16 protein-coding genes and 1 riboswitch are annotated in these 21552 nt (G+C 61.2%); of the genes, 12 read left to right on the top strand and 4 right to left on the bottom strand.

What is annotated here, in order from left to right; translation table 11 throughout:
* Positions 1-149 precede the first annotated feature (149 nt).
* Positions 150-527 carry a RidA family protein gene (locus LK493_RS00370; protein WP_089572469.1) on the top strand — a complete coding sequence of 126 codons (378 nt, stop codon included), beginning with the start codon at positions 150-152 and terminating at the stop codon, positions 525-527.
* Positions 528-635: 108 nt separating this feature from the next.
* On the opposite strand, the gene LK493_RS00375 is transcribed toward LK493_RS00370, so the two are convergent.
* Positions 636-1292 (bottom strand): helix-turn-helix transcriptional regulator, encoded by a 657-nt coding sequence (locus LK493_RS00375; protein WP_227789750.1) that lies wholly within the window; start codon positions 1290-1292, stop codon positions 636-638.
* Between the two features lie 352 nt (positions 1293-1644).
* On the opposite strand from LK493_RS00375, the gene LK493_RS00380 reads away from it, so the two are divergent.
* The 7 genes from LK493_RS00380 (at position 1645) to LK493_RS00410 (ending at position 13392) form a co-directional block, all read left to right on the top strand.
* The gene (locus LK493_RS00380) at positions 1645-3039 is read left to right on the top strand and encodes a uracil-xanthine permease family protein (protein ID WP_035137475.1); all 1395 of its coding nucleotides are present in this window, start codon (positions 1645-1647) and stop codon (positions 3037-3039) included.
* Positions 3040-3235: 196 nt separating this feature from the next.
* The gene (gene ssnA, locus LK493_RS00385; protein ID WP_227789751.1) at positions 3236-4591 is read left to right on the top strand and encodes a putative aminohydrolase SsnA; all 1356 of its coding nucleotides are present in this window, start codon (positions 3236-3238) and stop codon (positions 4589-4591) included.
* Between the two features lie 148 nt (positions 4592-4739).
* Positions 4740-7739, top strand: coding sequence for a putative selenate reductase subunit YgfK (gene ygfK, locus LK493_RS00390; protein WP_227789752.1), 3000 nt, complete (start codon positions 4740-4742; stop codon positions 7737-7739).
* 11 nt (positions 7740-7750) lie between these two features.
* Positions 7751-8230 (top strand): 4Fe-4S binding protein, encoded by a 480-nt coding sequence (locus LK493_RS00395; protein ID WP_055285180.1) that lies wholly within the window; start codon positions 7751-7753, stop codon positions 8228-8230.
* A 12-nt stretch (positions 8231-8242) separates the two neighbouring features.
* Complete coding sequence (gene xdh, locus LK493_RS00400; protein ID WP_055285179.1) at positions 8243-11020, top strand: selenium-dependent xanthine dehydrogenase; 2778 nt, start codon at positions 8243-8245, stop codon at positions 11018-11020.
* A 342-nt stretch (positions 11021-11362) separates the two neighbouring features.
* The gene (locus LK493_RS00405) at positions 11363-12754 is read left to right on the top strand and encodes an AAA family ATPase (RefSeq protein ID WP_227789753.1); all 1392 of its coding nucleotides are present in this window, start codon (positions 11363-11365) and stop codon (positions 12752-12754) included.
* Between the two features lie 308 nt (positions 12755-13062).
* Positions 13063-13392: a DUF4143 domain-containing protein gene (locus LK493_RS00410; RefSeq protein WP_055252223.1), complete on the top strand. Its 330-nt coding sequence runs from the start codon at positions 13063-13065 to the stop codon at positions 13390-13392.
* Here LK493_RS00410 and LK493_RS00415 read toward each other — a convergent pair.
* The 3 genes from LK493_RS00415 to LK493_RS00425 all read right to left on the bottom strand — a co-directional run bounded on the left by LK493_RS00415 (position 13389) and on the right by LK493_RS00425 (position 15941).
* Positions 13389-13811, bottom strand: coding sequence for a hypothetical protein (locus LK493_RS00415; RefSeq protein WP_227789754.1), 423 nt, complete (start codon positions 13809-13811; stop codon positions 13389-13391). The genes LK493_RS00410 and LK493_RS00415 overlap by 4 nt on opposite strands.
* Before the next feature lie 8 nt (positions 13812-13819).
* Positions 13820-13910, bottom strand: a riboswitch (SAM riboswitch).
* A 266-nt stretch (positions 13911-14176) separates the two neighbouring features.
* On the bottom strand, positions 14177-15166 hold the full coding sequence (locus LK493_RS00420; RefSeq protein ID WP_227789755.1) for a hypothetical protein: 990 nt from the start codon (positions 15164-15166) through the stop codon (positions 14177-14179).
* 121 nt (positions 15167-15287) lie between these two features.
* Positions 15288-15941, bottom strand: coding sequence for a helix-turn-helix transcriptional regulator (locus LK493_RS00425; RefSeq protein WP_227789756.1), 654 nt, complete (start codon positions 15939-15941; stop codon positions 15288-15290).
* Between the two features lie 277 nt (positions 15942-16218).
* On the opposite strand from LK493_RS00425, the gene dpaL reads away from it, so the two are divergent.
* The 4 genes from dpaL to arcC all read left to right on the top strand — a co-directional run bounded on the left by dpaL (position 16219) and on the right by arcC (position 21428).
* On the top strand, positions 16219-17433 hold the full coding sequence (gene dpaL, locus LK493_RS00430; protein ID WP_227789757.1) for a diaminopropionate ammonia-lyase: 1215 nt from the start codon (positions 16219-16221) through the stop codon (positions 17431-17433).
* A gap of 240 nt (positions 17434-17673) precedes the next feature.
* Positions 17674-19059 (top strand): YgeY family selenium metabolism-linked hydrolase, encoded by a 1386-nt coding sequence (locus tag LK493_RS00435; protein WP_227789758.1) that lies wholly within the window; start codon positions 17674-17676, stop codon positions 19057-19059.
* A 201-nt stretch (positions 19060-19260) separates the two neighbouring features.
* On the top strand, positions 19261-20463 hold the full coding sequence (gene ygeW / locus LK493_RS00440) for a knotted carbamoyltransferase YgeW (protein ID WP_055252229.1): 1203 nt from the start codon (positions 19261-19263) through the stop codon (positions 20461-20463).
* A gap of 14 nt (positions 20464-20477) precedes the next feature.
* On the top strand, positions 20478-21428 hold the full coding sequence (arcC, locus tag LK493_RS00445) for a carbamate kinase (RefSeq protein ID WP_227789759.1): 951 nt from the start codon (positions 20478-20480) through the stop codon (positions 21426-21428).
* The last annotated feature ends 124 nt before the right edge of the window (positions 21429-21552 follow it).

Raw genomic sequence — 21552 nt, forward strand, 5'->3', positions numbered from 1 at the left:
GATAAATTATTCTCGCAACGTGATAATAATCTTGCATCGCGCGGAAACCTTGAGTACTATCCCAAATCAAGCGCGGTGTTCAGACCGAATTGTGCCTCCCGGTGCGAACGCCGCGCTCACGCTCTCTATCTGATCGTAAGGAGAAAAACATGAGCAAGACCGTCGTGTCTTCCGATAACGCACCCGCAGCCATCGGCCCGTATTCCCCCGGTATCCAGACCGGCAACATGGTGTTCCTGTCCGGCCAGCTGGGCATCGACCCCGCAACCGGCAAGCTGCCCGAGGGCGTCGAGGCCCAGGCCAAGCAGTCCCTTGCTAACGTCGAGGCTCTGCTGACCGCTGCCGGCGCCACCTTTGCCGATGTCGTCAAGACCACGGTCTACCTGGCCGACATCGCCGACTTCGCTGCCGTGAACGAGATCTACGCCTCCAAGTTCGAGGCCCCGTTCCCCGCGCGCAGCGCTTTCCAGGTTGCCGCCCTTCCGGCCGGCGGTCTGGTTGAGATCGAGGTCGTCGCCGCTCTCTAAGGCGTTGGCAACAACTAAACATGACATGCAAAAAGACCCTGCAGTGCGAGCTGCAGGGTCTTTTGTTAAGTGACGGATCGCTTGTGGAGCCGCGCTCCATTTTGCTCGTTAGCCCTCCTTGCGGACTTTTTGCAGGTAGCGGTAGACGCTGGGCTCCGAGATGCCCAGCGCGGTGGCGGCGCAGGCTACGGCGCCCTTGAGCATGAACACTCCGTTGCCGTTGAGGTGGCGAATGACGTCCACGCGGTCGCTTTGACCAAGCGACGCCACATCCAGCCCGCGAGCGCTCAGCAGCTCGGCAATGCTGCGGTCGATGAGCTCCTGTGTGGACTCCGAAAGGCTTTCGACCTCGATAGAGGCGGGCTCCGTGCGCGTCGGCGCCGCGTCGAAGCACGCCATGAGCTGCTGTGCCATGGCGTTGATGGAGCGCACGGTCGAGAGGTCGGTGTTGACGCAGAGCATACCGACGATCTCGTCACCCTCACGGATAAAGTACGTCGCCGACTCCAGCGTCTTGCCACCGGCACCGCGGCCCTCGTAGCCCGTAATAAACGGCAGGTCGCGATACTTGGCGTCGTGCATGATCTTGAGCGCCAGGTCGGTGGCGGGACCGCCGACCTTGCGACCGCTCACGATGCCGTTGCGAATATCGACGATGGCGTGGTCGGGATCCGAGAAATCGTGCAGCACGATTTCGCTGTTTTTGCCGAGTATCTGCTCCAGGAAATCGACCATCGGCAAAAAGCGACGTACGGTCTCGTTCACGGGCAACTCCTTTGGGTGAAATCGGAAATGTTCATAACAATTTTTTCTCATGGTAACACGCTGCCCATCATCTCGTATATCCGCAGGTACATTGCGTAATGCAGACGAACGGTAGGAATTTAGCGGTAAACGGTTGACCAAAAGAAAAGTTAGATGTTATTTTGACCAGACACTTTCCTGACCTGCGGAAATGCGTTATTTCAGCTGAAGAATAGTCTGATAACAAAAAATTATTATTGAGAATGAGAATCATCTTTAATACGATATGCAATGAAGGCACAACCTCAACCCCGCACTGCGTCACAATAGAGCGTTAGATGCGAAAACAACTACTTCGAGGATTGGTGGTCAAATGACCCAGGAGACGGTTACGAACGGCACTGAAGCCCTGTTCACTCGCGAAGGCATGCCTCCCGTTAAGGAAATGATCCCGTGTGCCCTTCAGCACGTACTGGCATCGTTTGCCGGCATCATTACCCCGGCGGTCATCATGGCCGGCGTCTACGGCTTTAATAGCCAGCAGAGTACCGACATCATCCAGGTCGCGCTCATTCTTTCGGCGATCGACACGGCCCTTCAGGCCTTCGCTCCCTTCCGTCGCATCGGCGGCGGCCTGCCCATCGTCATGGGCGTTTCGTTCGCGTTCCTGCCGGCCCTGCAGGCCATGGGTGCCTCGGGCTTTAGCTTTGGTGCGCTGCTGGGTGGCGAGATCGTCGGCGGCGCCGTCGCGGTCCTCTTTGGTCTGGCCTACAGCAAGATCAAGTGGCTGTTCCCGCCCGTCGTGACCGGTACGGTCATCTTCTCCATCGGCGTTTCGCTGTATCCCACGGCCGTCAAGTATATGGCCGGCGGTATGGGTACGCCGCTGTGGGGCACCCCGCAGGCCTGGTGCGTCGCTCTTATCACCTTCGCCGTGGTCTTTGCGCTCGCCAACTTTGGCAAGGGCACGCTCAAGCTGGGATCCGTGTTCTTTGGCATGATCGTTGGCATGATCGTCTCCATCCCCTTTGGCATGATCGACTTCTCCAGCGTCGCCACCGCTCAGGTCTTCGCCCTTCCCAAGCTCATGCCCTACGCGCTCGAGTTTGATCCCGAGGTCTGCATTACCCTCGCCGTCGTGTTCCCCATGGTTGCCATCCAGGTTATCGGTGACGTCTCCGCCGCCTGCCTGGGCTCCATCGACCGTATGCCCACCGAGCGCGAGCTCTCCGGCGCTATCGTGTCCCAGGGCCTCACCTCTATGGTCGGCGGTCTGCTGGGCGGTCTTCCCACCAGCGCCCTTGGCCAGAACGTGGGCATCATCTGCTCCAACAAGGTCGTCAACAAGTGGGTCTTTGTGATCATTGCGGCCGTCTTTGCCATCGCCGGTCTGTTCCCGCAGCTCTCTGCCGTCCTTTCCGCTATCCCGCAGCCCGTCATCGGCGGCGCGACCGTCGGCGTCTTTGGCACCATCACCATGAACGGTGTGCGCATGTTCACCCGCGAGGGCCTCACGCAGCGCACCACCACCATCGTCGGCACCTCGGTCGTCTTTGGCCTGGGTATTTGGATGGCCAGCGGCTGCCTCGCCGGCGAGGGTATGCCCACCTGGGTGTCCACCGTCATCGGCTCCAACGCCGTGACCCCCACCGCCATCATGGCCATTGTCCTTAACCTGATCCTTCCGCAGACGCCGGTCGTGGCTCAGCACATCGATGCCGCCAAGGATGCCGCTGTGGATCTGGTCCTGCCCGAGAGCAAGAAGTAACCAATTCGGTGCTATTCGCTGGCGGACGCATCGCCTCGTCCGCCGGCGCCATGCGGCGCCAAGCCGCACTTCAAAGGGTTTGTCCCTTTGGTGAAGCGTTGACGGGAGAGGGCCCGTTTCCGGTGTAGGCCGGCGCTTCGCACTTCCGCCATGTCAGAGGTGTCAAACCCCGCCCCTGATGTTGAAGGGAGCATTTATGCTTCTGGTCGCTAACGGTTCCGTCTTTACCCGCAACGCTCAGACTCCGTTTATTCCCAACGGTGCGGTCGCCATTGACGGAGATACGATCGTCGAAGTGGGCCCCGAGTGCGAGCTCAAGGCCAAGTACCCGGATGCCGAGTACGTCGACGCCCAGGGCAACCTCATCATGCCCGGACTTATCAACTGCCACACCCACATCTACTCGGGTCTGGCGCGCGGCCTTGCCATTAAGGGCTGCAATCCCACCAACTTCCTGGAGAATCTTGAGCAGCAGTGGTGGAAGATCGACGACAACCTGACGCTCGACGGCACCAAGGCAAGCGCCTATGCCACGATTTTGGACTCCATTCGCGATGGCGTCACCACGATCTTCGATCACCATGCGAGCTTCTGTGAGATCCCGGGTAGCCTCTTTACCATTAAGGACGCAGCTCAGGAGCTGGGCATGCGTTCGTGCCTGTGCTACGAGGTCTCCGATCGCCGCGGCCGGGAAAAGTGCGACCAGGCCATTGCCGAGAACGCTGAGTTTGCCCAGTGGGCCGCCAAGGAGCGTCGCGATAACGACAACCATATGATCGCCGCCATGTTTGGCGGTCACGCCACCTTTACGCTGTCGGACGAGACCATGGACAAGATGGCCGAGGCCAACAACGGCCTGACCGGCTTCCACATCCATGTGTGCGAGGGCATGAACGACGTGTGGGATTCCCGCCTCAACCGCGGCGGCATCAGTCCCGTCGAGCGCCTGCTGCAGCACAACCTGCTGGGTCCCGACACCATGCTGGGCCACTGCATCCACGTGACGCCTGCCGAGATGGATATCGTCAAGGAGTCCGGCACCTGGCTCGTCAACAACCCCGAATCCAATATGGGCAACGCCGTAGGCTGCGCCCCCGTGCTCGAGTTCTTCCGCCGCGGCATTCCCGTGTGCATGGGCACCGACGCCTACACCCACGATATGCTCGAGAGCCTCAAGGTCTTCCTGATCATTCAGCGTCACAACGCCGCCATGCCCAACGTGGGCTGGTGCGAGGCCATGACGATGCTGTTCGAGAACAACGCCAAGATGGCGAGCAAGTACTTCGATCGCAAGCTCGGTGTGCTCGAGGCCGGCGCTGCCGCCGACGTCATCGTCATGGACTACAAGCCCTTTACGCCGCTGAGCGAGGAGAACATCGACGGCCACATGCTCTTTGGCATGATGGGCAAAAACTGCCGCACCACCATCATCAACGGCCGCGTCCTGTACAAGGATCGCGAGTTCGTTGGCATTGATGAGGAAAAGATCAACGCGTGGACCATGGCTGAGTCCAAGAAGCTCTGGAGCACGCTCAACGATCGCGCCTACTAATTACAAGTAGATTCACGCGCGTCGGATGTTTCGCCGCATCCGGCGCGCGCATAGGCGGCCTCCGCGGGGTCGCCGGCGCTGTGCTAGCGCTACACCGTATTTGCGCCCGTCGCGCGGTCTCGCCGGGCGTTACAGAGAGGAGCTCACTATGAGCGACATCATGAGGCCGATCCCGTTTTCGCAGCTGATGAACTGGATCATCGAGGAGCACAAGTCCCAGGACGCCATCTTTGGCGTGCGTAAGATGGTCACGACCAACCAGGAGGGCGCGCTTCCCATTTTTGACGAGCGCATCGAGACTCCGTTTGGCCCGGCCGCCGGTCCCAACACGCAGCTTGCCCAGAACATCGTGGCCTCTTATGTGGCCGGTTCCCGCTTCTTTGAGCTTAAGACCGTTCAGGTTATGGACGGCGAGGAGCTCTCCAAGTGTGTGAACAAGCCCTGCATCGTGGCGCAGGACGAGTGCTACAACTGCGAGTGGTCGACCGAGCTCGAGGTTCCGCAGGCCTTTGCCGAGTACGTGAAGGCATGGTTTGCCTGCCACCTGATCGCTCGCGAGTACGGCCTGGGCAGCCCGGACGGCTTTGTCTTCAACATGTCCGTGGGTTATGACCTCGAGGGCATCAAGAGCCCCAAGGTCGATGCATACATTGAGGGCATGAAGGACGCCAGCGGCTCCGAGGTTTGGAACGAGTGCCGCACGTGGGCGCTCGCTAACCTGGACAAGTTTGAGAATGTCGATGCCGCGTTTGTCGAGTCCATCCCGGCGCGCGTCTCCAACTCCATTACCGAGTCCACGCTGCATGGCTGCCCGCCGGCGGAGATCGAGCGCATCGCGACCTATCTGATTACCGAGAAGGGTCTCAACACCTACATCAAGTGCAACCCCACGCTGCTGGGCTATGAGTTTGCTCGCCAGCGCCTCAACGAGCTGGGCTTCGACTACATCGTCTTCGATGACACGCACTTCCGCGAGGATCTGCAGTGGGTCGACGCTGTGCCCATGTTTGAGCGTCTGATTGCCCTGTGTGCCGAGCGCGGCCTGGAGTTTGGCGTCAAGCTGACCAACACGTTCCCCGTCGACGTGACGAGGAACGAGCTGCCCTCCACCGAGATGTACATGTCCGGCCGTTCGCTGTTCTCGCTGACCATCGAGGCCGCCCGTCGCATTACCGAGCAGTTCGATGGCAAGCTGCGCATTAGCTACTCTGGCGGTGCTACGGTCTACAACATCCGCGCCCTGTACGATGCCGGCATTTGGCCCGTCACCCTGGCGACCGACGTACTCAAGCCTGGTGGCTACGAGCGCTTTAGCCAGATGGCTGGCGAGTTTACCGACCTGGATGGCAAGCCGTTCGCGGGCGTCTCTCTCGAGGCCGTGACTGCGATCCAGACCGACTCGCTCACCAACCCGCTCTACAAGAAGCCGCTGCGCCCGCTGCCCGACCGCAAGGTCGCCGGCAAGAGCCCGCTTTCCGACTGCTTTACCACGCCGTGCCGCACGAGCTGCCCCATCCAGCAGGATATTCCCGCCTATCTGGCGGCTGTTGACGAGGGCCGCTACGAGGACGCACTCAACATCATCATCGAGCGCAACGCCCTGCCGTTCATCACCGGTACCATCTGCCCGCATCCCTGCGGCCGTGCCTGCGAGCGTGCGTTCTACGAGCCCGAGGGCGCCCAGATCCGCGCCAGCAAGCTCAAGGCCGCCCGCGAGGCCATGACGGCCGTGCTGCCCAAGCTGCGCGCCCAGGCCATCGCCAACGACGGCGAGCGCAGCGTTGCCGTTATCGGCGGCGGCCCGGCCGGCCTGGCGACGGCGTTCTTCCTGACGCGTGCCGGCGTGCCCGTCACCATCTTCGAGGCCCGCGATTCGCTCGGCGGCGTGGTCCGTCACGTGATCCCCGAGTTCCGTATCGCCAGTGACGATATCTCTCACGATGCCGAGCTCTGCTTGGCCTTTGGCGCCAAGGTACAGCTCAATGCTCGCGTGGATTCCATTGAAGAGCTCAAGGCCCAGGGCTTTACCAACGTGGTCGTGGCCACCGGTGCCTGGATGCCCGGCTCTGCGGGCTTGGGCGAGGGTGCCGAGCTCGACGTGCTGGAGTTCCTCGAGGCCGCCAAGAAGGGCGAGAAGCTCGAGCTGGGCGAGGATGTCGTAGTCATTGGTGCCGGTAACACCGCTATGGATGCGGCTCGCGTGGCCAAGCGCCTGGCTGGTGTGAAGAACGTGCGTCTGGTGTATCGTCGCACCAAGAAGCAGATGCCCGCCGACGAGGAAGAGCTTGATCTTGCTCTTGCCGACGGCGTTGAGTTCTGCGAGCTGCTGGCGCCCAAGGCACTCAACGGCGCCGTGCTGACCTGCGACGTTATGGGGCTTGGCGAGCCGGATGCAAGCGGCCGCCGCAGCCCCGTCGCCACGGGCGAGACCGTCGAGCTTCCCGCCACCACGGTGATCTGCGCCGTGGGCGAGGGCATCGATGCCAGCCTGTACGACGCCGCGGGCGTCGAGCACGACCGTCGCGGCCGCCTTGCCGCCACCTCCACCGGCGTCGAGGGCGTTTGGGCTGCCGGTGACTGCCGTCGCGGTCCGGCCACCGTGGTCGAGGCTATCGCCGACGCCGCCGAGGTCGCCCGCGCCATCGCCGGCGTGGACTTTAACAAGTACGCCGACTGCAACGAGCAGGCCGGCCGCGAGGACACCTGCTACGAGCGCAAGGGGTCGCTGTGCCGCGACAAGCGCAACTGCACCAAGACCCGCTGCCTGGGCTGCGGCTCGGTGTGCGAGGTCTGCTGCGATGTGTGCCCCAACCGCGCCAACGTGGCAATTAAGGTGCCGGGCCTGGCCAAGCATCAGGTCGTCCATGTCGACGGCATGTGCAACGAATGCGGTAACTGCGCCGTGTTCTGCCCCTACCAGGAGGGTCGTCCCTACAAGGACAAGCTCACCCTGTTCTGGAGCGAGCAGGACATGGAGAACTCCGAGAACGAGGGCTTCCTGGCCGTGGACGAGGACCACTTTAAGGTTCGCGTCGCCGGCACGGTCCGCACCGTCTCGGTCGATGCCGTCAACACCGGTCTTCCCGAGGCCGTCCGCCTGACCATCAGGGCCGTGCGCGACAACTATTCGTACCTTCTTAAGAAATAGGCGAGTCTCTTATGGCCAAATCCATTCAACATAACGTGGCCTACGTTGCCTGCGGAAGTGGTTGCGCTTCCGCAGGCGGCGACGCCCGCTGCAGCGAAGGCTGCATTGGCTGTGGCGCCTGCGTCACGGCCTGCCCCTACGGCGCCATTGCGCTGGTCGATGGCATCGCCCGCGTGGATCGCTCCAAGTGCACGGGCTGTGGCCTGTGCGGCATGGCGTGCCCGCAGCGCGTGATTGCCTTCGTTCCCGGCTACCAGAACATTCTGGTGCGCTGCAACAACACCGATAAGGGCGCCATCGCTCGCAAGATCTGCGACACGAGCTGCATCGGTTGCGGCATGTGCGCTAAAAAGTGCCCTGCCGGCGCTATCCGCATCGAGGACAACTGCGCCCATATCGACGGCGTGGACTGCCTGTCGTGCGGCATGTGCGCCGTCGTCTGCCCGCATGGCGCCATCCACGACCGCACCGGCATCGCCGCCGGCGTGTAGAAGGGAATCACCATGGCACAGGAATTCACTTTTACCGTTAACGGCGTCGAGCGCACGACGACGGAGAATAAACCGCTGCTGCGCTACCTGCGCGACGACCTGCATATCCATTCCGCCAAGGATGGCTGCTCCGAAGGCGCTTGCGGCACCTGCACCATCCATGTGGACGGTGCGGCCGTCAAGGCGTGCGTACTGACCACCGCTCTTGCCGCCGGTCGCAACATCGTGACCGTCGAGGGCCTGCCCGAGGACGTGCGCGAGGCCTTTGTGTACGCCTTTGGTGCCGTGGGCGCCGTGCAGTGCGGTTTTTGCATCCCCGGCATGGTCATGGCGGGCGCGGCGCTCATCGCTGAGGACCCCGAGCCCACCGAGGAGCAGATCAAGTACGCCATTCGCGGTAACGTCTGCCGCTGCACCGGCTACAAGAAGATCATCGAGGGCATTTCGCTGGCAGCTGCGGTGCTCCGCGGCGAAAAGCAGATCGACGAGGACCTGGAGCGCGGCGACGACTACGGTGTGGGCAAGCGCGCCTTCCGCATCGACGTGCGCAAGAAGGTGCTCGGCGAGGGCAAGTATCCCGACGACATCGACGAGCTCGATCAGCCGGGCCTGACCTATGCTAGCGCCGTGCGCTCCAAGTATCCGCGCGCCCGCGTGCTCTCCATTGATACCTCCAAGGCCGAGGCCCTGCCCGGTGTGGTGGGCATCCTGCGCGCCGAGGACGTGCCGGTCAACCAGGTCGGCCACCTTATCCAGGACTGGGATGTCATGATCGCCCAGGGCGATATCACCCGCTGCGTGGGTGACGCCATCGTGCTGGTGGTTGCCGAGGACGAGGCGACGCTCGAGAAGGCTAAGAAGCTCGTAAAGATTGATTACGAGCCGCTGGAGCCCGTGCGCAACATTGTCGAGGCTAGGGCTGCCGACGCCCCGCGCCTGCATGACAGTTTCTTTGCCTTTGGCAACACGGTGGAACTCAAGGACAACGTGTGCCAGAGCCGTCACGTGACGCGCGGCGACGCCGCCAAGGCGCTAGCGGAGAGCGCGTTCACCGTGACGCAGCGCTTTACCACGCCCTTTACCGAGCATGCCTTCTTGGAGCCCGAGTGCGCCGTCGCCTTCCCGTACAAGAACGGCGTCAAGGTGCAGTCGACCGACCAGGGTGCCTACGATACGCGCAAAGAGTGCGCCCACATGTTTGGCTGGGACAACGAGCCCGAGCGTGTGGTTGTCGAGACCATGCTTGTGGGCGGCGGTTTTGGCGGCAAGGAGGACGTTTCGATCCAGCACCTGGCCGCGCTTGCTGCCTATAAGCTCCAGCGTCCTGTTAAGTGCAAGCTCACACGTGCCGAGTCGCTCGCGTTCCATCCCAAGCGCCACGCCATGGACGGCACCTTTACGCTGGGCTGCGACGCCGAGGGCAACTTTACCGGTCTGGACTGCGAGATCAACTTTGACACCGGCGCCTACGCGTCGCTGTGCGGCCCGGTGCTCGAGCGCGCCTGCACGCATGCCGTCGGCCCCTACAAGTACCAGAACACCGACATTCGCGGTTTTGGCTACTACACCAACAACCCGCCCGCCGGCGCGTACCGCGGCTTTGGCGTTTGCCAGTCCGAGTTTGCGCTCGAGAGCCTGATCGACCTGCTGGCAGAGAAGGTCGGCCTGGATCCGTGGGAGATTCGTTACCGTAATGCCATCGAGCCGGGTGAGGTTTTGCCCAACGGCCAGATCGCCGATTGCTCCACGGCGCTGAAGGAGACGCTGCTCGAGGTCAAGGATGCCTACTATGCGCATCCCGGACACGCCGGTATCGCCTGCGCCATGAAGAACGCCGGCGTGGGCGTGGGCCTGCCCGATGCCGGCCGCTGCAAGATCCGCATCGAGAACGGCGTGGCCGTGGTCTATGCCGCCACGTCCGACATCGGCCAGGGCTGCAACACCGTCTTTTTGCAGGACGTTGCCGAGGCATGCGGCCTGCCGCTGAGCTGCATCGCCAACGGCGAGTGCTCCACCGAGAACGCTCCCGACTCCGGCACCACGTCTGGTTCGCGTCAGACGGTCGTGACCGGCGAGGCCGTGCGCGGCGCCGCCTTCCTGCTGCGCGATGCCATGCTTGACATCGAGGCCGGCAAGCCCGCGCCCGATGCTCCCGTGAGTGCGCATGGCGACGGCGTCAAGATCGAGTACGACGACGGTCACGCCTATCAGCTGCGTACACAGGAACTCGTCGCCGGCCAGGGTATGCATCCTCAGGATCCCGCGGCCGCCATCAAGGCACTCGAGGGATGCGAGTTTGGCTACGTGTACCTGGAGCCGACCGACAAGCTGGGTGCGGATGTTCCCAACCCCAAGAGCCACATCTGCTACGGCTTTGCCACGCATGTGGTCATTTTGGATGATGACGGCCGCGTGAGCGAGGTCTATGCCGCGCACGATTCCGGCAAGGTGGTCAACCCCATCTCCATCCAGGGTCAGATCGAAGGCGGCGTGCTCATGGGTATGGGCTATGCGCTTACTGAGGACTGGCCGCTCAAGGACTGCGTGCCCCAGGCAAGGTACGGTACGCTCGGGTTGTTCCGTGCACCCGAGATCCCGGATATCCATGCCATCTACGTGGAGAAGGACGAGCTGCTGCCCGTGGCATACGGCGGCAAGGGCATCGGCGAGATCGCAACGATTCCCACGGCGCCCGCCGTACAGAACGCCTATCGCGCATTTGACGGCAAGCTGCGTCCCGATCTGCCCATGGTGGATACGCCCTACAGCCGCGTTCGCAACCGCGGGTAGGGTGGGGCGCGGACGACCATTGCTGATGGGCTGTTCGCGCTCAACATCAACTGTATATGCTGCGCCTTTGGCCCCGGCCCCATCGCGAGCCGGAGCCTTTTGTTTGGAGCGGAAACTGTGACCCGGAATTGCCACTCGGAATGGGACGTGCTTTCCGGATGGCATGCTTGGCGGAAACTACGGCCCAGTTTTTGGCTCCAGAACGGGATACAGTTTCCGGAACGGTCCACGTGCGGGGGTGTACCGCCCCTTTTCGTGCTCCGCTTGTCGAATTAAGTTATAGCTAGCTATATTATAGGAAGGTATAATATAGCTAGCTATAACGTAAAGGAAGGATGGTCTATGTTTGTCGGAAGAACAGCGGAAATGTCCGAGCTCAATCGACTGTATGGCACGGACTCCTTTGAGATGCCTGTGATTTACGGCCGCCGTCGTGTGGGTAAAACGCGCCTTATCACAGAGTTCATCCAAGGCAAGAAGGCTATTTACTTTCAAGCTCGTCGTACCAATGCGGAGGCAAACCTGCACGGCTTTAGCCAGGCGATACTTGCAGGCTCGGTTGGTGCTGCAGGCGTGTCGTTTCGTAGTTTTGACGAAGCGTTCGATGCATTGGCCACCATGGCTCGCACGGAACGTTTGGTTGTCGTGATTGACGAGTATCCCTATCTCGCCCAATCGAATTCCGAAATCAGCTCGTTGCTGCAAGACAAGATCGACCACTTATACAAAGAGACCAGGCTAATGCTGATCCTATGCGGCTCGTCTCTTTCGTTTATGGAGGAACAGGTGTTGGGCTACGAGAGCCCACTATACGGTAGGCGTACGGCCCAGTTTAAGATTATGCCGCTCGATTTTACGACGACCCTCGGGTTGTGGCAGAGCATGGGTCGCGAAGACGCTGCAGTTTGCTATGGCATGACGGGCGGCATTCCTGCATATATCGAGAAAGTCGATCCTGCCGTATCGCTCAAGGACAACATCAAACGTCTTTTTCTTACTCCTACGGGCTATCTCTTTGAGGAGCCGAGTAACCTGCTGTTGCAAGAGTGCCGCAATCCCGAGCAATATGATGCGATTGTGCAAGCAATTGCTCAGGGGCGCTCGAGGATCTCGGAGATTGCGAGCTCTACGGGAATCCCTGCGAGCAACGTAAAGAGCTATGTGGATAAGCTGGCGTCGCTTGGGATTGTCGAGCGCGAGCTGCCCCTAAACGAGACGAGCAATAAGCGAGCCGTGTATCTGCTGAGCGACCAGATGTTTAGGTTCTGGTACAAGTTTGTTCCGCAGAACATCGGGCTGATTCAAAACGACATGGCCGAGATGGCGTATAAGCGCATTGAGCCGCACGTATCGGATTACATGGGTACGGTCTTTGAGCTTATATGCAGACAATACGTGTACGAACTCGCGCGCGCGGGCCGGCTCGACGTGGTTCCGGCGAGCGTCGGGCGCTGGTGGGGGACGGATAATCGCACGCATACGCAGGAAGAAATCGACTTAATTGTTGACGATGGCGAGGGCACTGCTCTGTTTGCGGAGTGCAAATGGCGCAATGAACCGGTGGGCGAAGACGTGCTGCAAAAGCTCGTGCACCGAAGCGAGCTCTTTAGACGGCAACGAAAAAGCTATGCACTATTCTCAAAAAGCGGCTTTACGCAGGGATGTCGGGATGCCGCGGAGAGCAGGGGAGACGTCAAGCTGATCTCGTTTGCCGAGATGTGCGAGCGGAGATAACCAAGCGCGCTCTGATGTGATGCTCGGAATGGGACGCGCTTTCCCTTTGGCGGAAAGCGCGTCCCAGATTTCGGCCTCAGAGTGGGACGCATTTTCCGGTAGAGGCCTGGAGCGGAAAGCACGTCCCAGAATCCGGGCAATTCGCTGGTCCGGTGGTTGAGCAAGCGCCGCGCCAAGGATGCCGAGCGTAAAACCTACAATGAAAACGGCGTAAAAACTGCATTGAGAATGGCGTAATTTCGCAGGATGACGTCGCCCGCTGGTGCTGCAGGAGCGGTGACCTGCAAACCTTGGGTTTTCGGACGAGCTTGCGCGAGAGAGCAGGCCAGTATGTGCGCTCGAAGGCCCGCGTTCGCGTGCGCCCCAAGCGCTACTTCTGTGACCCGTCACTTGCGGCGGCGTTGCTGGGGGCTACCCCTGAGCGGCTGCTTGGCGATATGCAAACGCTGGGGATGCTCTTTGAGAATCTCATCCTGCGCGACGTGCGCGTGTTCCTTTCCACCTACGGCGGTGTCGACAACAGTGTTCATTATTTCCGAGATGAGAAGGGCCTTGAGGTCGATCTGATCGTTGAGCACGACGGGCGTTGGGGAGGCGGCGGCGTCGACAGTTCGATAACGCCACCGCTCTGTTTCTAAATCATTGCAATCCCGCGCACGGCACTCAGCAGCTCGTACTCCCTTTGACTCCACTGGCGCAGCTCGGCAGCCTCGACGGCGTCGTGGCACAGATCCAAAAACACCTCGGCGCCCTCGCAGAAGCACTCGCGGGCAAAGGCGCCGGATCCGTCCGCAACGCACACGCTGTCGGCGAAGAGCATCCATCTGGACGGCTCACGAGGGTCATCTCCGAGCAGCTTGATCTGCAGCACGTGCGGGTCGCCGGCGGCGCAGAGCTCTTCCTCGAGCACCTGCACGGTAAAGCGCATCTGGTGGGAGAGGCTGTTCTTGACCATGGCCGAGGCATAGCCGCTCGGCTCGTCCAGAAGATGCATTCGTTTTGGCTTGGCTGCCAGGTTGTGGAAGTTGCGCTCACTGCGCACGGAGAAATTGTCCATACGGACTCCTTTCATCGATGTTGGCAGGGCCACCGTGCCTCTTGGCCGGTTGGCGTCGGGATCGTGGAGCCAACTCTCTACCCCGACTCTGGATAAAACGCGCCCGCTGCTTGCGGGCAAGAGGAAGTCTATCAGCGTGTACGGACGGAAATCAAACGCCGCCTGCGAAATGACGCGTGAACGGCGTTAGTTTCCCAAGTGATTATTCGGCTTTCATCCGGAAAAGTGTCGAAATAGGCACCTTAAAACTTCGGAAAAGTGTCAAATTCGATAGGCAAATTATCCGGAAAAGTGTAGCTGGATGCCAAAACAGCACTTAGAAGCCGGTGCTGGATGCGGGATCCTGTGGTCGCCTTCAGCCCTCGCTACTCGTCGTCCTCGTCGTTGGGGTCGCCCTTGAGGGTGTTGATGTCCAGGTACTGGTTATCGTCCTCTTTTTGCTGGGTTTCCGACTCCGCTTGGGTGGGGCCGCGGAACAGCTGGAATCCCTCAAACGCAATGACACCGAGCAGGGCAATGACAATGGCGATAAAGGCAACCTTGACTGCCTGCGGAAATTCCGAGAAACGCAGCGCCTTTTCCTTGGCGTAATAATCGGCGAAGCGCTCTTCGCCCGTGCTTTTGGTATACGCCGGCGCGGACGCGGCCTCCGGGTCATATTCCGGTGCAGGCGTGGCAGCGTACGGATCGTTGAGATAATCGCTCGATGCGGTGCCATAACCCTCGGTCTCGATGCGACCATTGCCAGCATAGTCATCGGAATAATCGGAATATGCTGCACCGCCCTCATAGTCCACGGCGCTCGTGTTGGCGGCAAAAAGCGGGTTAACTGGAACGTCGAGCGCCGGCATGCCGGTAGAGGTCTCATCCAGATCGGTTGCAGCCCAGGAATCGTAGGCAACCTGATGGGCAACGGGCTCGTCGAGCCTTGCGATCGGAGGCTTGCGTGCCGCAGGAACAGGCAACTGCTGGGCGCTGTACATAACGGTGCTGTCGGCCGATTTGCCCTGCGTCGCTGCAGCGAGAAATGCCGCGGTCTCGGACGGGTCGCTTGCGGGGCGGGGAGCGGTCGTGGGCGCCGAAGTGGGTGCGGGCGTAGGCGCGGGCGTCGAAACAGGCGACTGCGCAGGAGTCGGCGCAGGTGCGGACTTAGGCGCAAGTGCGGGATTGGGGCTTGACGGGCGAGCCCCGCCGCCGCCCATGAGTTCGTCGGCGGTCCACGGGCGATCATCCATCACATCGTCAAGGCTCAGTGAAAACAGGTCGTCTTCACCCTCATCGAACATGCGGTGCACATGTCCACCAATTGCCGGAATCAATCCGCGACCGGTGCATGATGCCTTGCTCAACGCCATTCTGTTCCATCCTTTCGAAATACTAATGACATCGATTATATGGAACTTCCCAAGCTGCTCGGTCTTGGATTCGTGCATTCCAGAACTCGCGCCCAAAAGGGGAGGGGCGCAGGCGCGCTGACTATTTGTCGCCGGCGGCAGCCTTTGCCTCGTTGAGGTAGCTGTAGAAGCTGTATTTGGAGATGCCAAAGAACTCGCAGGCGCGCTCGCTCGACTTGGAGATGAGGAAGGCGCCGCGACGGTCGAGGTAGCCAATGGCGCGGATGCGCTCGTCTTTGGTCATGAGCGCCGCGGGCTTGCCCACAAACTGTTCGCACTCGCGCAGCAGGTCTTCGAGCAGGTCGCCGATGTTTTTGGTAATGGGCTCGGGCTCGGTGTAGCCCGAGCCGCCAGTGCCGGTAAAGGCATCGAGCGAGCGCTCAAATGCCTTCATGAGCGTAATGTCAAAGTTGATGCCCAAAATGCCGACGGGCTTGCCCTCGTCGTTGCGGATAAAGATCGTCGAGGACTTGAGCAGCTTGCCGTCGGTGGTTTTGGTGAGGTACGGCTCGCGGTCGCGTACGTCGGTGGCACCCTCGTGCATGGACTCAAACACAATGTGGCTGGGACCGTCGCCCAGCTTGCGCCCGCTTACGTGGCCGTTTTCGATCACTACGATGGAGTGGTCAACGTCCTCGGTCTCCAGGTCGTGGACGACAACTTCGCAGTTGGGGCCAAATTGCAGCGCCAAACCGTGTGCGAGGCGCTTGTAAAACTCAATCTGTGCGGGGGTCATGGGTGCCTTCCTAAAAATTAGTTTGGGCACACTTTGCCATAAACCCCACTTGTTCGCAAATAGCGAAAGCGTCGCTGCGTTATGTGACCGTTCGGCGGCGAAAAGGTACCGATTACGACAACAAACAATTTGTTAGATTTTCCAATCAAAAAGTGTGATAGAACAGTGCTAACAAACTTTTTGTTTGGCATCCACATAAAAGTTCAGCCGCATGAATGGGAATGGGCTGGAACGCGTATGCGGGGGCCGGCAAGAGAGGACTTAAGGAGTTCACCGTATGGCCGATAAGATCCAGTGGGCGAGCAACACGATGCCCAAGAGCGATGACAAGCACTTGGGAATCATGAGTCTCGACCACGTGAAGAAGGCCCGCGCCTTCCACCAGTCGTTCCCCCAGTACACCGTCACTCCGCTTGCCCGCCTGGACGGCCAGGCCGCGCGCCTGGGCCTGTCCAACCTGTGCGTTAAGGACGAGAGCTATCGCTTTGGCCTCAACGCCTTTAAGGTTCTGGGCGGCTCGTTTGCCATGGCCAACTACATTGCCGACGAGACCGGCAAGGACGTTGCCGACTGCACCTTCGATTACCTGACCTCCGATCAGCTGGCCGAGGACTTTGGCCAGGCTACCTTCTTTACCGCCACCGACGGCAATCACGGCCGCGGCGTGGCATGGGCTGCCAACAAGCTGGGCCAGAAGGCCGTCGTGCACATGCCCAAGGGTTCCACCAAGCCCCGCTTTGATAACATCGCCGCCGAGGGCGCCACGGTGACCATCGAAGAGGTCAACTACGACGAGTGCGTGCGCATGGCCGCCGCCGAGGCCGACGCCTGCGAGCGCGGCGTCATCGTTCAGGACACCGCTTGGGAGGGCTACGAGAAGATCCCGTCTTGGATCATGGAGGGCTATGGCACCATGGCTTCCGAGGCTGCCGAGCAGCTGCGCGAGATGGCCATCAACCGCCCGACGCACGTCTTTGTCCAGGCTGGCGTGGGTTCGCTCGCCGGCGCCGTGGTGGGTTACTTTACCAACCTGTATCCCGATAACCCGCCCACCTTTGTCGTGGTTGAGTGCGCTCCTGCCGCCTGCCTGTACAAGGGCGCTGCCGCCGGCGACGGCGACCCGCGCATCGTGGACGGCGACATGCCCTCCATCATGGCTGGTCTGTGCTGCGGCGAGCCCAACATCCTGGGCTGGGATATCCTGCGCAACCACACCACCGCCTTCGTGTCCTGCCCCGACTGGGTCACCGCTCGCGGCATGCGCACCCTGGGCGCTCCCGAGAAGGGCGACTCGCGCGTCATCTCCGGCGAGTCCGGCGCGGTGACCACCGGCCTGGTCGAGACCCTCATGCTCGATCCCGAGTACGCCGAGCTCAAGGAGCTCATCGGCCTGGACAAGACGAGCTCCGTGCTCTGCTTCTCCACCGAGGGAGATACCGATCCGGATCAGTACCGTCGCATCGTCTGGGAGGGCGAGTACCCGACCTGCTAGCAGGTCTAACCTGGCCGGGCAGTGGAGCATATGTTTGCTCCCTGCTCGGACAGTCCTGCTCGCACGGAGAGCACATTAAGTGCTCTCCGGCTCGTGCGGAACTCGCGACGGAGCAAACATATGCTCCACTGCCCTACGTTAACTTGCTTGCCGGGTGCTCGACCTCACGCTGCTTGGCACAAGTGATCTATCTGAAAGAAATTCACCTGTAGGTAAACCCTTGTAGAAAGGTTGACTGTTATGACTAAAGAACTCGATTTTGATGCCATTAAGGCTGCTGCTGAGTCTCACCGTGCTGACATGACTCGCTTCCTGCGCGCCATGATCTCGCACCCCTCTGAGTCCTGCGAGGAGGGTGAGGTTGTCGCTTGCATCAAGGCCGAGATGGAGAGCCTTGGCTATGACGAGGTCAAGGTCGACGGCCTGGGCAACGTCATGGGCTTTATGGGCGAGGGCGACAAGATCATCGCCATCGACTCCCACATCGACACCGTCGGCATCGGCAACATCGAGAACTGGGATGCCGATCCCTACGAGGGCTACGAGACCGACGAGATCATCTACGGTCGCGGCGGCTCTGACCAGGAGGGTGGCATGGCTTCCGCTACCTACGCTGCCAAGATGATGAAGGACATGGGCCTCATCCCCGAGGGCTACAAGATCATGGTCGTCGGCACCGTCCAGGAAGAGGACTGCGACGGCATGTGCTGGCAGTACATCTACAACAAGGACGGCATTAAGCCCGAGTTCGTCATTTCCACCGAGCCCACCGACGGCGGCATCTATCGCGGTCACCGCGGCCGCATGGAGATCCGCGTCGACGTTCACGGCACCTCCTGCCACGGCTCCGCTCCCGACCGCGGCGACAACGCCATCTACAAGATGGCCGACATCATCGCCGACGTCCGCGCCCTCAACAACAACGGCTGCGACGAGTCGACCGACATCAAGGGTCTCGTCAAGATGCTCGACCCCAAGTACAACCCCGAGCACTTCGAGGATGCCCGCTTCCTGGGCCGCGGCACCTGCACCGTCAGCCAGATCTTCTACACCAGCCCCAGCCGCTGCGCTGTCGCTGACTCCTGCGCCATCTCCATCGACCGTCGCATGACCGCCGGTGAGACCTGGGAGTCCTGCCTGGACGAGATCCGCAACCTGCCGGCCGCCAAGAAGTACGGCGACGACGTGAAGGTCTCCATGTACATGTACGACCGTCCGTCCTGGACCGGCGAGGTCTACGAGACCGAGGCTTACTTCCCCACGTGGATCAACAAGGAGACCGCTCCGCACGTCAAGGCCCTCGTCGACGCCCACAAGGCCATGTTCGGTGACGAGCGCATCGGCTGCGAGCCCAGCATGGACAAGCGCATCGGTCGTCCGCTGTGCGATAAGTGGACCTTCTCCACGAACTGCGTCTCCATCCAGGGCCGCTACGGCATCCCCTGCGTGGGCTTTGGCCCGGGTGCCGAGTCTCAGGCTCACGCTCCCAACGAGGTCACCTACAAGGACGACCTGGTCACCGCTGCCGCTATGTATGTGGCTGCCCTGAACCTCTACGATCCGAGCCAGGCCGATGGCGATGCCACCGTGTTCCGCGCCGGTCTGACCAACAACAAGATCGACTAGTCCCATTCCTTGATCTTGTTGAGCCGGGGGCCGCTCGTGCCCCCGGCATCCCCTGTTGACTTGGGGCCCGCGGCCGTTATCTCCCATGCTTCCTCGACGGTGGCGGGTCCTCGTCATGGTGCTCGGCATGTTCTAGCCGCACGCGCATGCCGGAGCGCATCTACTCATTGCGATCGTTTCATCTTTCGAAAGGATATTTACATGGACGCCAAGTTTACCGAGCTCGTCGAGCAGCTGAACGGCCTCGATTTTAAGGGCATGTACGGCAGCGACTTCCTGCACACCTGGGATAAGACCACCGATGAGCTCAAGGCGCTCTACATCGTCGCCGACGCCCTGCGCGAGCTGCGCGAGAACAACGTCTCGTCCAAGATCTTCGATTCGGGTCTGGCCGTCTCCCTGTTCCGTGACAACTCCACCCGTACGCGCTTCTCCTTCTCTAAGGCCGCCAACCTGCTCGGCCTTGAGCTGCAGGACCTGGACGAGAAGAAGTCCCAGATCGCCCACGGCGAGACCGTCCGCGAGACCGCTACCATGATCTCCTTCATGGCCGACGTCATCGGCATCCGTGACGACATGTACATCGGCAAGGGCGACGCCTACATGGCCGAGGTCTCCGAGTCTGTCCAGCAGGCCTACGAGGACGGCGTTCTGGATCACCGTCCCACGCTCATCTCCCTGCAGTCCGACTCCGATCACCCCACGCAGTCCTCTGCCGACATGCTCTACCTCATCAACGAGTTTGGCGGCCTTGAGAACCTCAAGGGCAAGAAGGTCGCTGTTACCTGGGCCTATTCGCCCTCTTACGGCAAGCCGCTGTCCTGCCCGCAGTCGCTGATCAGCCTGCTGCCCCGCTTTGGCATGGACGTCACCCTGGCTCACCCCGAGGGCTACGACCTCATGCCCGAGGTCGTCGAGCGCGCCAAGGGCTACGCCGCCGAGTCCGGCACCACCTTTAAGCAGGTCAACACCATGGCCGAGGCCTTCGAGGGCGCCGACATCGTGATCCCCAAGAGCTGGGCTCCGTTTGCCGCCATGGAGAAGCGCACCAACCTGTACGCCGAGGGCGACGACGCCGGCATCGCTGCGCTCGAGAAGGAACTGCTCGCTCAGAACGCTACGCATCAGGATTGGTGCTCCACGACCGAGCTCATGGAGAAGACCGCCAACGGCCAGGACACCATCTTTATGCACCCGCTGCCCGCCGACATCTCCGGTGTCTCCTGCGAGCACGGCGAGGTCAACGCCGACGTCTTCGACATGCACCGCGTGGGCATGTACAAGGAGGCCAGCTACAAGCCGTACGCCATCGCAGCCATGATGTTCCTGCAGAAGGTTGCCGATCCGGCCGCTACCCTCAAGGCCCTCGACGAGCGCAACACCGCCCGTTGGTTCCAGGCCTAAAGCTGGGCTGAGAAATGGCTAAGCGTATCGTTGTCGCCCTGGGCGGAAACGCCCTCGGTGCCAACCTTCCCGAGCAGATGGAGGCCGTCAAGACGACTTCCAAGGCCATCGTCGACCTGATCGAGGAGGGCAACGAGGTCGTCATCGTGCATGGCAACGGTCCCCAGGTGGGTATGATCGCCAACGCGATGGCCGAGCTCACGCGCTCTAACCCCGAGAAGTACATTCCCTGCCCGCTGTCCGTCTGCGGTGCCATGAGCCAGGGCTACATTGGCTATGACCTGCAGAACGGCCTGCGCGAGGAAATGCTCGACCGCAATATCGACAAGGGTGTCGCCACCGTGCTCACCCAGGTCGAGGTTGCGGCGGACGACCCGGCCTTCGCCGATCCCGTTAAGCCGATTGGCCCGTGGATGAGCGAGGCCGAGGCCAAGGAGCTGGAAGCCGACCGCGGCTACCAGTTCATCCACGACGAGAAGCAGGGCTTCCGTCGCGTGGTGGCCTCGCCCAAGCCCGTGAACATTGTCGAGCTCGACACCATCAAGTCGCTCGTCGAGACCAACCACGTGGTGATCTCCTGCGGCGGTGGCGGTATCCCCGTCACCAAGGCCCAGGGCAACCACCTTAAGGGCGCTGCCGCCGTCATCGATAAGGACTTTGCGGCCGAGAAGCTCGCCGAGCAGCTCGATGCCGATGCCCTGATTATCCTGACGGCCGTGGAGAAGGTTGCCATTGGCTTTGGCACCGACCACGAGCAGTGGCTCGACACGCTGACCGCGGCTGACGTAAAGCGTCTGTCCGAGGCCAACGAGTTCGGTCGCGGCTCCATGCTGCCCAAGGTTCAGGCTGCCTCGACGTTTGCCGAGAGCAAGCCGGGCCGTACGGCGCTCATCACGCTGCTCGAGAAGGCGCGTGACGGTCTTGCCGGCAAGACCGGTACCACGTTTACCGGCGACGCTGAGTAGGCATATCTGCACCATTGAGGAGGGTGCCCTGCGTCGCGGGGTGCCCTCCTTTGTGCTATGGAGAGCTGGGGAGCGCTTGCTGGAAAACTGGCGCGTGCCTGTTCCGACGGAGTGTGAGCTTGGA

The sequence above is a fragment of the Collinsella aerofaciens genome (assembly GCF_020709435.1).
Classification (GTDB): domain Bacteria; phylum Actinomycetota; class Coriobacteriia; order Coriobacteriales; family Coriobacteriaceae; genus Collinsella; species Collinsella aerofaciens_AU.

Excerpts from the sequence above, each read along its gene's own strand:
- LK493_RS00370 (WP_089572469.1), top strand. The coding sequence starts at position 150 with ATGAGCAAGACCGTCGTGTCTTCCGATAACGCACCCGCAGCCATCGGC.
- LK493_RS00380 (WP_035137475.1), top strand. The coding sequence starts at position 1,645 with ATGACCCAGGAGACGGTTACGAACGGCACTGAAGCCCTGTTCACTCGC.
- ssnA (WP_227789751.1), top strand. The coding sequence starts at position 3,236 with ATGCTTCTGGTCGCTAACGGTTCCGTCTTTACCCGCAACGCTCAGACT.
- ygfK (WP_227789752.1), top strand. The coding sequence starts at position 4,740 with ATGAGCGACATCATGAGGCCGATCCCGTTTTCGCAGCTGATGAACTGG.
- LK493_RS00395 (WP_055285180.1), top strand. The coding sequence starts at position 7,751 with ATGGCCAAATCCATTCAACATAACGTGGCCTACGTTGCCTGCGGAAGT.
- xdh (WP_055285179.1), top strand. The coding sequence starts at position 8,243 with ATGGCACAGGAATTCACTTTTACCGTTAACGGCGTCGAGCGCACGACG.
- LK493_RS00405 (WP_227789753.1), top strand. The coding sequence starts at position 11,363 with ATGTTTGTCGGAAGAACAGCGGAAATGTCCGAGCTCAATCGACTGTAT.
- LK493_RS00415 (WP_227789754.1), bottom strand. The coding sequence starts at position 13,811 with ATGGACAATTTCTCCGTGCGCAGTGAGCGCAACTTCCACAACCTGGCA.
- LK493_RS00420 (WP_227789755.1), bottom strand. The coding sequence starts at position 15,166 with ATGGCGTTGAGCAAGGCATCATGCACCGGTCGCGGATTGATTCCGGCA.
- LK493_RS00425 (WP_227789756.1), bottom strand. The coding sequence starts at position 15,941 with ATGACCCCCGCACAGATTGAGTTTTACAAGCGCCTCGCACACGGTTTG.
- dpaL (WP_227789757.1), top strand. The coding sequence starts at position 16,219 with ATGGCCGATAAGATCCAGTGGGCGAGCAACACGATGCCCAAGAGCGAT.
- LK493_RS00435 (WP_227789758.1), top strand. The coding sequence starts at position 17,674 with ATGACTAAAGAACTCGATTTTGATGCCATTAAGGCTGCTGCTGAGTCT.
- ygeW (WP_055252229.1), top strand. The coding sequence starts at position 19,261 with ATGGACGCCAAGTTTACCGAGCTCGTCGAGCAGCTGAACGGCCTCGAT.
- arcC (WP_227789759.1), top strand. The coding sequence starts at position 20,478 with ATGGCTAAGCGTATCGTTGTCGCCCTGGGCGGAAACGCCCTCGGTGCC.